The sequence below is a fragment of the Pseudomonas sp. NFXW11 genome (assembly GCF_049887815.1).
In the GTDB taxonomy this organism is placed as follows: Bacteria; Pseudomonadota; Gammaproteobacteria; order Pseudomonadales; family Pseudomonadaceae; genus Aquipseudomonas.
In genome coordinates, this window is sequence record NZ_JAGEKI010000004.1 from 81404 (window position 1) to 95989 (window position 14586).

Below are 14586 nucleotides of genomic sequence, written 5' to 3' on the forward strand. Positions count from 1 at the left end.
TTATAGGGCGTGCTTCTCCGGTTGCGGAATATGGCTGGCGCCCAGCACCGCCGGTAGCAAGCCGGCCCGCAGGTCGCCGCCACTGGGCTGCTGGTACAGGTTCAGGCCGAATTCCGGCATTACTGCCAGCAGGTAGTCGAAGATATCGCCCTGGATGCGCTCGTAGTCGGCCCACACCGTGGTGCGGGTGAAGCAGTAGATCTCCAGCGGAATGCCCTGGGCCGTGGCCTGCATCTGTCGCACCATGCAGGTCATGTTCGGCTGGATTTCCGGGTGGCTCTTGAGGTACGCCAGGGCGTAGGCGCGGAAGGTGCCGATATTGGTCATGCGCCGGCGGTTGGCCGACAGCGCGGCGACATTGCCCTGGGCCTCGTTCCAGCTTTTCAGCTCGGCCTGCTTGCGCCCGATGTAGTCGGTGAGCAGGCGCACCTTGCTCAGCCGCACTTCCTCATCGTCATGCAGAAAACGCACGCCGCTGGCGTCGATAAACAGGCTGCGCTTGATCCGTCGCCCGCCCGACTGCTGCATGCCGCGCCAGTTGCGGAAGGATTCCGACATCAGCCGCCAGGTGGGGATGGAGACGATGGTCTTGTCGAAGTTCTGCACCTTGACCGTGTGCAGGGTGATGTCCACCACATCGCCGTCGGCGCCCACCTGGGGCATCTCGATCCAGTCGCCGACCCGCAGCATGTCGTTGCTGGTGAGCTGCACGCTGGCGACGAAGGACAGCAGGGTGTCCTTGTACACCAACAGGATCACCGCTGACATGGCACCCAGGCCCGACAGCAGCAACAGCGGCGAACGGTCGATCAAGGTGGCCACAATGATGATCGCGCCGAACACGTAGAGCACCATCTTCGCCAGTTGCACGTAGCCCTTGATCGAGCGGGTGCGGGCGTGTTCGGTGCGTGCGTAGATGTCCAGCAGGGCATTGAGCAGGGCGCTCAGGGCCAGCAGTTGGAACAGGATGGTGAAGGCCATCGCCAGGTTGCCGAGGAACAGCAGGGCGGTCTTGCTCAGTTCCGGCACCAGGTGCAGGCCGAACTGGATCACCAGGGACGGGGTCATCTGCGCCAGGCGGTGGAACACCTTGTTCTGGCGCAGGTCGTTGAGCCAGTGCAGGGCCGGCTGGCGACCCAGTAACCTGACCGCGTGCAGCACCACGTAGCGCGCCACTCGTCCGAGCAGCAGGGCCACCACCAGCAACAGGGTCAGGCCGATGCCGGCATGCAGCAGCGGGTGTTGGTCGAGAGCTCCCCAGAGGTCCTGGGTATTGAGCCAGAGCTGTTTGAAGTCCATGGGCTAAAACGATTCTTCTCTGCGGGGAAAGGGGAGGATTAGAGCATTCAACCTCGACAAAGTTACCCTTTGGGACAAATCGGCTAACAAAAAACCATTTCTTTGCTGCCCTTTGCATAAAGAAACTCGGCCTTGGCGCTCGAAACCGTTACCCTATGCAGCTGTTTTTCTGCACATCTTCGAGGTAGCACCCGTGTTTTCCCAATTCGCCCTGCACGAACGCCTGCTCAAAGCCGTGGCCGAGCTTAATTTTGTCGAGCCGACCCCGGTACAGGCCGCGGCTATTCCGCTCGCGCTGCAAGGGCGTGACCTGCGGGTGACGGCGCAAACCGGCAGCGGCAAGACCGCGGCCTTTATCCTGCCGATCCTCAATCGCCTGATCGGCCCGGCGAAGGTTCGCGTCAGCATCAAGACCCTGATCCTGCTGCCGACCCGCGAACTGGCCCAGCAAACCCTGAAGGAAGCCGAGCGCTTTTCGCAGTTCACCTTTATCAAGTCCGGCCTGATCACCGGCGGTGAAGACTTCAAGGTCCAGGCCGCCATGCTGCGCAAGGTGCCGGACATTCTGATCGGCACCCCGGGGCGCCTGCTGGAGCACCTGAACGCCGGTAACCTCGACCTCAAGGAAGTCGAAGTGCTGGTGCTGGACGAAGCCGACCGCATGCTCGACATGGGCTTTGCCGAAGACGTGCAGCGCCTGGTGGACGAATGCCCGAGTCGCCAGCAGACCATGCTGTTCTCCGCCACCACCGGCGGTTCCGGCCTGCGCGAGATGGTCGCCAAGGTGCTCAAGAATGCCGAGCACCTGCAGCTCAACAGTGTCAGCCAGCTCAACGAGACCACCCGTCAGCAGATCATCACGGCCGACCACAACCAGCACAAAGAGCAGATCGTCAATTGGCTGCTGGCCAACGAGACCTACCAGAAGGCGATCATCTTCACCAATACCCGGGCCATGGCCGACCGCATCTACGGCCGCCTGGTGGCCCAGGAATACAAGGCCTTCGTGCTGCACGGCGAGAAGGACCAGAAGGACCGCAAGCTGGCCATCGACCGCCTGAAGCAGGGCGCGGTGAAGATCCTGGTGGCCACCGATGTGGCCGCCCGTGGCCTGGATGTGGACGGCCTGGACCTGGTGATCAACTTCGACATGCCCCGCAGCGGTGACGAGTACGTGCACCGCATCGGCCGTACCGGCCGCGCCGGCAAGGATGGTCTGGCCATCTCGCTGATCTGCCATGGCGACTGGAACCTGATGTCGAGCATCGAGCGCTACCTCAAGCAGAGCTTCGAGCGCCGCACCATCAAGGAAGTCAAAGGCACCTACGGCGGGCCGAAGAAGGTCAAGGCTTCCGGCAAGGCGGTGGGCACCAAGAAGAAAAAGACCGACACCAAGGGCGACAAGAAAAAGTCCCTGGCCAAGGCGCCGAACAAGCGCAAGAGCAGCAACCGGCCGAAAAGCGAAAGCCCGGCCCTGGTCAGCCAGGACGGCCTGGCCCCGCTCAAGCGCCGCAAGCCACAGGCTCCGGCGGCTGAATAAGCCCGCGGCCTGATGCTGATAAAAAGCCCGGACCTGGTCCGGGCTTTTTTTCAACTGGCCTTTGGCTTCTCCCCCTGTGTCGGCAGGGCCTGCAGGTCGATACCCAGGGCATGAATCACTTTCAGCACCGTATCGAAGCGCGGCTTGGCGCCAGGGGCGAAGGCTTTGTACAGACTTTCCCGGCCCATGCCGGCATCCCGGGCAATCTGCGTCATGCCCCGGGTCTTCGAGATCGTGGGATCTGGGCAATTTCGCAGCAGTTCTTCCCCAAACATTCAGGATCGTCTGATTTTTCAGCTTTAGCGACAGCCCTAGCATCCGGCCCCGCAATAGGCGTTGCGATCAAGGAAAGATGCCATCCATCGATGATGGCAACGCCAAATTGACGCCAGAATGATGGCGAATTAGTATCGCGCGCCTTTTCTCCACTCTTGCCCCTGTTTCGAAGGACCGAACATGTCTCTCTCTACCCTCGGGATGAGGTTGTGCTGCGCCTGTTTCTGCCTGCTGTTGCTCAGCCCGTTGCAGCTCGCAGTTGCCGAGCCACTGCCTGCTCCCCGATTCAACCCCGGCGACCAGGACCTGATCCGTGACCGACAGAACCGCCTGCTGGAAGAACAGCAGCGGCGCCTGGAAGAGCTCAAGGAACTGCCCGGCAAGAGCATCGCGCCCGTTGCCCCGGCGGCACCGAGCGACAGTCGCTGCTTTGCCATCAAGCACATTGAGCTCAAGGGCGCCGAGGCTCTGTCCGCCTCCGAGCGCGAGCGCCTGCTCCAGCCCTATAGCGGCCAGTGCCTGGGGGTGGCCCAGCTCAACGAGCTGCTCAAGGTCATCACCGACCGCTATATCGACAAGGGCCTGGTCACCAGTCGCGCCTACCTGCCGCAACAGGATCTTTCCAGCGGCCAGCTGCAAGTGCTGGTGGTGGAAGGCAAGCTCGAAGGGCTGAAGACCACCGACGACAGCCAGCTCAGTGCTCGGGAACTGTACATGGCCTTTCCCGGCAGCAGCGGCGAGTTGCTCAACCTGCGGCAGATCGAGCAGATGGTGGACCAGCTCAACCGCCTGCCATCGAACCAGGCGCAGATGGAACTGGCCCCGGGCCAGGCCGTGGGCGGCAGCACGGTGCTGGTCAAGAACACCCCGCAAAAGCCCTGGCGCGCAGGTTTGTCGCGCAGCAACGACGGCCAGAAGAGTACCGGCGAACAACAGTGGGGCAGCTCTTTCGAGTGGGACAGCCCCCTGGGCCTGGCTGACCAGCTGGTGCTGCGCGGTGGCCACGACGCCATCAGCGACCACCAGAAAACCTCGCGCAACGCCATGCTCTATTACAACCTGCCGTTTGGCTGGTGGAACCTCAGCTACAGCTACAGCCAGAGTGAATACCGCTCCCTGGCCCAGGGGCAGGGCTTCAACTTCAAGCAGAGCGGCGACAGCCAGAGCCATCAGTTGCGGGTGGAGCGGGTGATCGATCGCGACTCGGTCAGCAAGACGTCCTTGAACGCCGGCCTGACCCACTTGCGCACCAACAACTACATCGAAGACAGCAAGCTCGCCAACAGCAGCAACCGCATCAGCGAAGCGCAGTTCGGCATCAACCACGGCCGGCGCATTGGCGGTGCCTTCGTCAACTTCGACCTGGGGATGCAAGAAGGTATTGGTGCCCTGGATGCCCAGCGCGAAAACCAGCGGGACAAGTACGGCAATCGCCAGGCCAATGCCCGCTATCGCAAGTACAGCGCCACCGCCAGCTATATGCAGCCGTTCAAGCTGTGGGACCAATCCCTGGTGTTCAGCAGCCTGGTCACCGGCCAGCGCAGCGAGGACATCCTCTTCAGTTCGCAGCGCATGAGCCTGGGCAGCCAGTCGTCTATTCGCGGCTACAAGGACCAGAGCCTCAATGGCGACAGCGGCTACTACTGGCGCAACGACCTGCGCTGGACTCACCCGGTGACCTGGGACTGGCTGCGCCCGGTGTTCGCCGAGTACGGCACCGGCATCGGCTATGACCTGGGGGCCATTCGCAACGACCGCTACAACGCCGAGCAGCATGGCCGGGTGTCCAGCGATTCGATCGAATTGTTTGCCCGCGGCAAGCACCTCGCCGCCAGCGTCACCTTTGCCCATTCCCTCGAACGGCCCGAAGCCCTGAGTGAACGGGAAGCACCGATCTATTTCCGCCTGGACCTGTTCCTCTAATTCCGCTCTTTACCCGAGATACCCGACATGGACGTTGGACAATTTGCCTTCCTGGCCCGCCAGCCTTCGGCTGCCTTGCAATCCCGCGAGTCGTTCTGGGGCCTGCCCAAGCGTGGCCTGGCGTTCATCCTGGCCAACATGATGTTCTGGCAGCCGCTGGTGGTGATGGCCGACGGCATTGTGGTCAATGGCAGCGGCACCCACCTTGGCCAGGCGGCCAATGGCGTGCCCATCGTCAATATTGCCGCGCCCAATGGCAGCGGGCTGTCCCACAACCAGTTCAGCGACTACAACGTCGGCCAGCAGGGGGTGATCCTCAATAACGCCACCAACCGCACCCAGTCCACCCAGCTGGGCGGGATCATTCTCGGTAACAGCGGCCTGGGCGGTCGTGCGGCCAATGTGATTCTCAACGAGGTCAACGGCGGCAGCCCCAGCCAGCTCAAGGGTTACACCGAAGTGGCGGGGCAGTCGGCCCATGTGATTGTCGCCAACCCCTACGGCATCACCTGCAATGGCTGCGGTTTTATCAATACGCCGCAAGCCACCCTGACCACCGGCAAGCCGGTGATTGAGAACGGCCAGTTGCAGCGTTACCAGGTGGAGCAGGGCAGCGTGGCCATTGAAGGTGCACAGCTCAATGTAAAGAACCTCGACCGCTTCGAAATCATCACCCGCAGCGCCAGGATCAACGCCGATATTCATGCCCAGCAACTGGCGATAGTCACCGGGGCCAACGATGTCGACGCCAAGACGCTTAAAGCCACAGCGCGCACCGCCAACCCGACGGATGCACCGCAACTGGCCATCGATTCTTCGGCCCTGGGCGGCATGTACGCCGGGGCCATCAAGCTGGTGAGCAGCGAAGCCGGTGTGGGGGTGAAGCTGGCGGGGGACATGGCCGCCAGCGGCGGCGACCTGCAGCTCGATGCCAACGGCAAGCTGACCCTGGCTCGGGCGCAGGCCCAGGGTGATGTGCAGCTCAAGGCGCAGGAGCTGCTCCTGACCGAGTCGGTGTATGCCCAGCAGAACGCCAAGGTGGTTGCCGCTGATCGACTGACCCTGGAGAAAAACTTGAGTGCGGGTGGCAACCTGCATCTGCAAGGCCAGCAAATGCACAGCCGTGGCCAGCTCAATGCCGGCCTCAGGCAGCAAGACGGCGTTGAGGTCGCCAACCCGCAAAGCCATCTGCAACTTCAGGGCGGCAGCCTGACCAACACGGGCAGCATCAATGCCCAGGGCAGCCTGAGCAGTGACTTGCAGCACCTGGACAACCAGGGCGCAACCTTGGCGGCGGCAGGCGAGATCCAGCTCAAGGCCAATAGCCTGGATAACCGCGGCGGCCAGCTGATTGGCCAGGCAGCACTGACCTTTGACGGTGCCAGCCTGGACAACCGCGGCGGCACCCTGGCTGCCGGGCAGGCGCTGAAGGTGACGGCCAAGACCCTGGACAACCGCGACCAGGGCCTGATCCTCGGCAAGAGCGCGGGCCTGACCCTGAATACGGACAGCCTGGACAACCGCCACGGCACCCTGCAAGCCAACCGGGGCGAGCTCAAGGCCGAGGTCAAGCAGCTGCTCGATAACGGCAACGGCAAGATCCTCACCGGCGCTGGCAACCTGAGCCTTGAGGCGGATGAGCTGCGCAACCAGCAAGGACGACTGAATGCCCAGGGCGGCAAGCTGGAAGTCAAAGGTGCAGTGTTCGATAACAGCCAGGGCGATGCCCGTGGCGAACAGCTGCAGGTCACCAGCAGCACCCGCCTGCACAACGACGGGGGGCATTTGCTGAGCACCGTCGGGGCACTGGCGCTCAAGGGGGGCGAGGTCCGCAATAGCGGTGGTGAGATCGTCAGCCAGAAGCACCTTGAGCTCGATGTCGCCAGCTTGTTGAACCAGCAGGGCAGCCTCAGCGCCGAGAGCATCGGCCTGACGCTTTCTGGCAAGCTGGACAACGACGCCGGGTTGATCGAATCCCGGGAAAACCTGGTGCTGGACGCCGCTTCGCTGAGCAACGCCAAGGGCCGCCTGCGCGCCTTGGGCTCCGAGGGCGACAGCCGTTTCAGCATCGGTGGGCGTTTCGACAATGACCAAGGGCTGGTGGAAGTCGGCAGCCAACGCCTGTTCCTCAACAGTGGCGGCTTGAGCAACCAGCAAGGAGCGGTGCGCCACCTGGGGCAGCAAGGTTTCGAACTGTCGCTGGCGGATGCCGGTAATGCCGGTGGCAGCTTCATGACCAACAGTCGGCTGGATCTGGACCTGGCGGACTGGAGCAACACCAGCCTGATCCAGGCGCAGAAGATCGGCCTCAAGGTCGGCACCTTCACCCAGACCGCCAGCGGCAAGCTGGTTTCGGTGGAGGGGATCGAAGCCAGCGGCAATCACTGGATCAACGATGGCGGCCTGGAAACCGACGGCGACCTGAAGTTGAACCTCAGCGGCGCCTACCAGGGCAACGGACTACTCAAGAGCCAGGGCCGCATGAGTTTTGCCGCCGCCCGCGCTGACCTTGGCCAAGCGGCCCAGGTACGCAGTGGCGGCGCTGCCGATTTCACCCTTGGCAGCCACTTGCAGAACCTCGGCAACCTCACCGCTGGCGGCGATTTGCAACTCAAGGTCGACAGCCTGAGTAACCAGGGCACCCTGGGGGCGGGCAATGCCCTGCATATTGAAACCCCGACCCTGGTCAACCAGGGCGGGCTGATCTTCAGCGGCGCCGACATGCGCCTGCAAACCAGCAGCCTGACCAACGACAAGGGTGACATCTACAGCCTCGGCCGCCTGGATGTGCACGCACCCGGGCAACAGCCTGCGAGCCTGATCGAGAACATCTCCGGCACCCTGGAAAGTGCCCACGGCATGCAGTTGCTGGCCAACCGCCTGGTCAACCGCAAGGAGAAGTTCGCCTATATTCCGGCCCTGACTTCCGGGCGCATCACCCTGTATGTCACCGACAATTGCAAGGGTGACCACTGCGAAGCCTCTTATGGGGTCAACGAGGTCTATGGCACGAAAATCACCGAGGATTCCCAGCGCGGCAACCTGATTTCCGGTGCCGAGCTGACCTTCAAGGGTGATAGCTTCGAAAACCGCTTCAGCACGGTTGCCGCTGCTGGCGACATCAACCTGCACAGCAACAGCCTGAAGAACATCGGCGCCGGCGGTGGCGAGATCCGCGACTCTGCCTATTACATCTACACCAAGGACGAAGGCTCCTACTTCAACTTCGTCAACCGGATCGGCAGCTACAACGCCTACAACGATCCGACCTCCGCCAGCTACAACCCCACGGCGATGCCCCTGGGGGCGATTGCCATCGGCAGCCTCACCAATTTCAGCAGGGTTGAAACCACGGGCAGCGGCGAAGTGGCCGCAGCGGTGATCCAGGGTGCCGGCAAGGTGGATATCAGCGGCACCCAGCAGCTGGAAAACAGCGTGATCCGCCCCGGTGCAACAGTCGCCGGCGGCGCCAGCAGGGTCGGCTTGACCACAGTGGACAGCAGCAGCCAGGCGCTGCCGCAGCTCAACCTGCAAGCGGCCCCGGACCTGCGGCAACAGGCGGTCGACCCACTGGCGTTGCCAGGTTTCAGCTTGCCGTCCGGCGAGAGTGGGCTGTTCAAGGTCAGCCGCGACCCGCAGCACAAGTACCTGATTGAAACCAACCCGGCGTTCACCAACCTCAAGCAGTTCATGAGTTCGGACTACCTGCTCAGCCGTATCGGCTTCAACAGCGACCAGGCTCAACGTCGCCTGGGTGATGGGCTCTACGAGCAACGGCTGGTCCGCGAAGCGGTGATTGCCCGCACCGGCCAGCGCTTTATCGCTGGTCTGGACAGCGACGAGGCGATGTTCCGCTACCTGATGGATAACGCCATCGCCAGCAAGAACGCCTTGAACCTGTCGCCGGGCATCGCCTTGACCGCAGCCCAGGTGGCGGCCCTGACCCACGACATCGTGTGGATGCAGGAACAGCAGGTCAACGGCGAGAAGGTGCTGGTGCCGGTGCTGTACATGGCCCAGGCCAATAACCGCCTGGCGCCCAATGGCGCCTTGATCCAGGGGCGCGAGCTGAACCTGATCGGCGGCGACACCCTGGTCAACCAGGGCACCTTGCGTGCCAGTGAGCAGTTGCAAGCCACGGCCCGGAACATCGACAACAGCGGCTTGATGGAAGCCAACGAGCGCCTGGCGCTGCTGGCCAGCCAAAGCATACGCAACGCCCAGGGCGGGATTCTCAAGGGCAAGGACGTCAGCCTGCTGGCGACCCAGGGCGACGTGCTCAACGAGCGCTCGAAAGTCGGCCAGGACAGCCGTTATGGCGGCGGCACCCAGCACAACGACTACCTCGACAGCGCGGCCCGGGTCGAAGCGAGCAACCGCCTGGAGATCAATGCCGGGCGCGATATCCGCAACAGCGGCAGCGTGCTCCAGGCCGGGGGCGATGCGAGCCTCAAGGCGGGGCGTGACCTGGCGCTGGTGGCCACCGAGCAAGTGAACAGCAGCAGTGGGCGCCACAAGAAAAGCAGCTGGAGTCAGAGTCTGACCAGCCAGGTGGGGAGCGAGGTGCGGGTTGCTGGTGATCTGAAGGCCGTGGCTGGTCGTGACATCAGCGCCATCGCCAGCAGTATCGAAGCCACTCGCAGTATCACCATGGCTGCCACCGAGAACCTGACCTTGGCCTCGGCGGCGAATGAACAGCACGCTTATAACAAAGGCAAGAAAGTCACGAGTCAGAAGGATGAAGTTCGGCAGGTGTCGACCCGCCTCAAAGGTGGTGGAGATGTGACCCTGAGTGCAGGGCAGGAATTGGCGCTGATCGCTAGCCAGGTAACGGCGGGCGACGAGGCCTATTTGGTTGCAGGTAAAAATCTTGCCCTCAAATCTGCCGAAGATCAGGACTACAGCTTCTACAGCAAAACCAAGAAATCTTCGTCAGGTAAGAAGTTCCGTCTTGATGAGACCGAGAGCATTTCCAATGTGGGGAGCTTGGTCAGTGCCGGTACTAACACTGTCTTGGTGGCCGGTGAAAACCTGCAACTGCAAGGCAGTGCGGTGACCGCCGACAAGGGAGGTGCACAACTGGTAGCAGGTAAAGATGTTCAGATCTTTGCTGCCACTGATTCTGAAAGTGATCGCCATGAGCGTAAGCAGAGCAAGAGAAGTTGGGGTGGGCTGAAGTCGAGCAAAGTCGAAGACAAAGTTCGCGAAACTCGTACAACAGCTGTCGGCAGCATGGTGTCCGGCGATACCGTCAGCGTGACTGCCGGTAGGGATGCGACGCTAATCGGGTCTTCGCTGGTCAGTACGCAGGACCTGAGCCTACAGGCTGTTCGAGATCTTACGATTGATGCTGCGGACAACACATTCTCGCGCACGGAGATGCACAAGCAGAAAAACCGTGACCTGACGGGCGTGTTGACGGCCAACAAGCTTGGCGTGGATGACATCACCGGCAATCAGCATCTTTCCATTAGCAGCCGAAAGCATAACGGCACAGCTCAGGAAACGACCCTAACTGGCAGCACCATCGGCTCCAGTGCCGGGAACGTAAAGCTGAATGCGGGGCGTGAGCTTAAGGTGGTTGCCAGTGATCTTGTCAGTACCAAGGACATGTCGCTGAACGGAGCGGATGTCTCCATCGCGGCAGGTACTGAAACAGCCAAGCAAACCAGTGTTGATAGTTCGAAGAGCCTGGCGGTTGGGCGGGTGATTGGCGGCATGGTGATTGATACCGTCAAAAGTATCCGTAATGACATTCGTGCCGCCAAGGAAGCTGATGATGGTCGACTCAAGGCAGTCAAAAGCGCTCAAGCGCTTCTTTCTGCTTACAACGCAGCGGGCAACCTGGATTCAGGTTCTGCGCAAGAGTCTGAGGGTAAGCCAGCCAACAGTAGCGGCTCGCTGATCAAGATCGGTACCGAGCTTGCCAATACACGCACTAAAAGTTCCAGCGAATACAACGGCGAAACCGCAAAACAATCGACCCTGACCAGCGGTGCGGGGTTGGTTATTAATGCTGGGGGCAATGGTGAAGGGGCCAAGGGTGATATCCATGTTATTGGCAGTCATCTAAAGGCTGAAAACACGGCCTTGATAGCCAAGAACGATATCGTGCTGCAAAGCGCTCAAGATCGTGCGCAATGGGATAATCAGAACACCAACAGTAAAACAAGTATTGGCGCCAGTTTTAATATTGGCGATCAAAACGGCTTTACTTTGGATCTTGGGGCACAGATTGCCAAAGGCATGGGGACTGGACATTCGGTCACTCAGGTCAATAGCACCGTCGATACTGGTTTATTGCTTTTGACCAGTGGTCAAGACACTACCTTGGCTGGGGCGCAAGTAAAAGCAGACACAATAAAGGCTGATATTGGCGGCAACTTGAATATCGCCTCTCGGCAAGATGCAGCCAGCCAGAAGAACCAGCAAAAGAGCGCTGGTGCTGGAGTCAGTCTCTGTGTCCCACCGTTTTGCTACGGAGCCATGGTCACCGCTTCGGGAAATATCGCTGGTAGCAAGATGAACAGCGATTACAAGGCGGTAACAGACCAGACAGGGTTGTATGCGGGTAAAGGCGGATATGACATTCATGTTGGTGAGACCACTCAGTTGCAGGGAGCGGTCATCGCCAGTGATGCCAACGCTGAGAAGAACCGTCTGGATACGGGACGCCTGCTTGTCAGTGACATCAAGAACAAGAGTGAAATAAAAAGCCAAGCCGCGAGCTTGAGCGCTTCCTATACCAGCACCAAATTGGACAACCCGCGCGGTCCAGAGACTCCTGACGATCAACGGAAGTGGGCTCATTCGGAGACCGGGGGCACCCTGCCGATCGCGCTCAAAGAGTCGGACCACAGCAGCACCCGCAGTGCCATCAGTGAGGGAACCATTACCGTTCGCGACCCGGCAGGCATCAATGATCTGGTGGGCCTGAATCGTGATACGGCCAACGCCAATCAGCGCCTGGACCGCCCTGACGAGAAGGCCATGCAGGAGCGTATTGACCTTATCCAGAGTTCAGTGCAACTGGCGAGCAGCGCTATCAATACTGTCGCCAAGGCTAAAGCGGATGTGGCCAACAAGGCGAAGCGAGAAGCAGAGAAGTCGCAGAACCCAGAGCAGATAGCGGCAGCCAATGCCGCTGCTCAGGATGCGACTAGTTGGAATGTGGGTGGCGACAAGCGAATCATGGCTGATATCGCCTCTGGCTTGGTTGCCGCCGGGTTGGGAGGGGCAGGAGGTTCGACGGCTGTTGGTGTTGTTGCTTACTCGTCATCGGCTGACGTCTTCACGAAGATCGGCGATTACGCAAATGCTCGACACCATGATCCCAAGGCGGACAGTGCTACCAAGGCGGCTTGGGCTGAGGGCGGTGCGGCAAGGGTTTTGCTGCATGCATTGGCGGGTGCAGCTATCGGTTTGTCTAGCGGGAACGCCGGAAGTGGTGCGTTAGGTGCTGGGGCATCTGCGTCTCTTATGCCTGCTATTGCTGAGGCGTTGAAGAGCAGTGGTATTGAGAGTCATAACCAGGATGCCATTGCGACACTAATTGCAACTAGCTTAGGCGGGAGTTTTGGAGCTGTTGGAGGGATTTCTGGCTCTGTTGTTGCTGGAGGGAATGCATCTGGAGTTGATGTTTACAATCGTAAGATGCATCGTGAACAAGAAATTCCTCTGTTGAAGAAGAAAGCAGAGGAGTTGGAAAAGAAATTTGGTAAGCCAGAGTCAGATGCGTTGTGGGAAGATCTTCTGCTTTTGGCAAGTGGTGCAAAACTAGATGAAGGAGAAAAAGCGCGTTTAGATGCTCTGGATAAGAGATGGGGGAACGATCCTACAGCCGACTGGTTCAGATTGGAACTGGGTATTGCAAAAGAAGAAGTTAGGAAGCTGGCTGATCAAAAAATTCCTTTAACTTGGGCAGATGGACGTCCAATTGTTGCACACGGCGCTCCTGTCTATGCATTTTCCTCGACCGATGCACAGTTTAAGGACTCGAGTTTATTTAATGTTCTAGGTAAAGGTTACTATGGCGAGTTGTCTCTTGCTGAGAAATGGGCTCAATATGGTAAGCAGCAAACGACGGAGCATGCTAAAGAGATTCTAGATATCTCCACCTCCTATCTGAGTACCAAAGACGCAGCTGATCGACTAATGTCTTTGGCAGTGAAGAATACGGAGTCGGTAGGCATATTCGATGAAGTGATTCTTACGCTTGGGATGCCGGGCGGTAAAGTCACTCTCAAGGCGATATTGGAAGTTCTCGCAGAAAGGGGCGCGGCGAAGAAGGCTGTGGCGGCGGAAGCTGAGAGTCTTGCTGCTCAAGGCGCTGCTAATGCAACTGAGACAAAATTCATCTCTCAGGCAGAGGCTAAGCTGGCAGGCTTTAAACCCTGCTGTTTTGCCGCCGGCACTATGGTCGCGACTCCCAATGGGGAGCGTGCTATTGAAACGCTCAAGATCGGTGATGTTGTTTGGAGCAAGCCTGAAGAGGGCGGAGAACCCTTTGCGGCAGCCATCACCGCAACTCATGTTCGTACTGATCAGCCGATCTATCGCTTGGGGTTGAGGAAGGACGGTTTAGACGGTGTTACAGCGTCGGAGACGCTGGAGGTGACCCCCGGGCATCCATTCTATGTTCCGGCACGCAAGGGTTTTGTCCCTCTGATTGAGCTCAAGTCCGGTGATCGCTTGCAGTCGTTAGGGGATGGGGCTGGTGAAGGCAGCTCGATTACCGTCGAGTCCGTCGACCTGCTGCAACCTCAGGGGCGAACCTACAACCTGACGGTGGATATTGGCCATACGTTCTATGTTGGTAAGCTTGGTACGTGGGTGCATAACGTTGGGCCTTGCTATAGTTGTAGCAATGGGTCGTGTTCGATCCATGAAGTATTACCTGAGATATCTAGTGGTGCAAAAGCTAGCGTGGATGCGCCCAAGGGTGGGTTTGGGCCTACTTATCGGCCAGCAGATAGCGACCAATTTGAAAAGATTCTGACTTCGTATTACGGTGCGGATAAAACTGGCAGCAGGGTCGGAAACGGCGGATTGGCTGACGCTGTGCGTTATGAGAAAGCTACAGGCGACATGTTGTCTCCTGCTGGGCATGAGCAAAAAGCCATCGAGGTCAGTAATAGACTAAGTGATCTAGTTCGTAGTGCTGACAATCAACCACCCGGCAAATACCCTTACAGTCAGCGGGATATTGATTTTGCTAAACAGCTAATAAAGGATATCGACAATGCTCTTGGCCGATGAGTACTTCAGAAAGTTTGTTCTGTGGTTGGTTTCTTTACCCTTCTTTTCCGCTGAAGCTCTGGAGGCTTCATTGAAAGAGTTAGGCGGGGTGGGTGGCATTATTGAGAACTCATACTACATATCCGCGTACGAGTTTTTAGGTTGCACTCTGGTGCAGAAAAATTCATTTGAACACATACTGGAGTTTCTTCGGGGTTTCGAGTTGGAATTGAGTGAGAATCCTGAGTGTCGGTACTATTTTGTTGAGTCTATAGTCGACCATTCTCTGGTTCGTGGTGATGATCTCGAGA

4 protein-coding genes and 1 pseudogene are annotated in these 14586 nt (G+C 59.3%); 3 read left to right on the forward strand and 2 right to left on the reverse strand.

Going from position 1 to position 14586, the window contains the following annotated elements:
• Complete coding sequence (locus J4P02_RS08225; protein ID WP_426189085.1) at positions 1–1299, reverse strand: mechanosensitive ion channel family protein; 1299 nt, start codon at positions 1297–1299, stop codon at positions 1–3.
• A 193-nt stretch (positions 1300–1492) separates the two neighbouring features.
• Between J4P02_RS08225 and J4P02_RS08230 the strand changes: the two genes are divergently transcribed.
• The gene (locus tag J4P02_RS08230; RefSeq protein ID WP_426189086.1) at positions 1493–2839 is read left to right on the forward strand and encodes a DEAD/DEAH box helicase; all 1347 of its coding nucleotides are present in this window, start codon (positions 1493–1495) and stop codon (positions 2837–2839) included.
• A 50-nt stretch (positions 2840–2889) separates the two neighbouring features.
• Here the strand turns inward: J4P02_RS08230 and J4P02_RS08235 are convergent.
• Positions 2890–3072: pseudogene (locus J4P02_RS08235) on the reverse strand (addiction module antidote protein); the annotation flags it as partial.
• Positions 3073–3295: 223 nt separating this feature from the next.
• Between J4P02_RS08235 and J4P02_RS08240 the strand changes: the two are divergent.
• A complete protein-coding gene (locus tag J4P02_RS08240) occupies positions 3296–5038 on the forward strand; it encodes a ShlB/FhaC/HecB family hemolysin secretion/activation protein (RefSeq protein ID WP_426189087.1) in 1743 nt (580 codons plus the stop codon).
• A 27-nt stretch (positions 5039–5065) separates the two neighbouring features.
• Positions 5066–14296 carry a hemagglutinin repeat-containing protein gene (locus J4P02_RS08245; RefSeq protein WP_426189088.1) on the forward strand — a complete coding sequence of 3077 codons (9231 nt, stop codon included), beginning with the start codon at positions 5066–5068 and terminating at the stop codon, positions 14294–14296.
• The last annotated feature ends 290 nt before the right edge of the window (positions 14297–14586 follow it).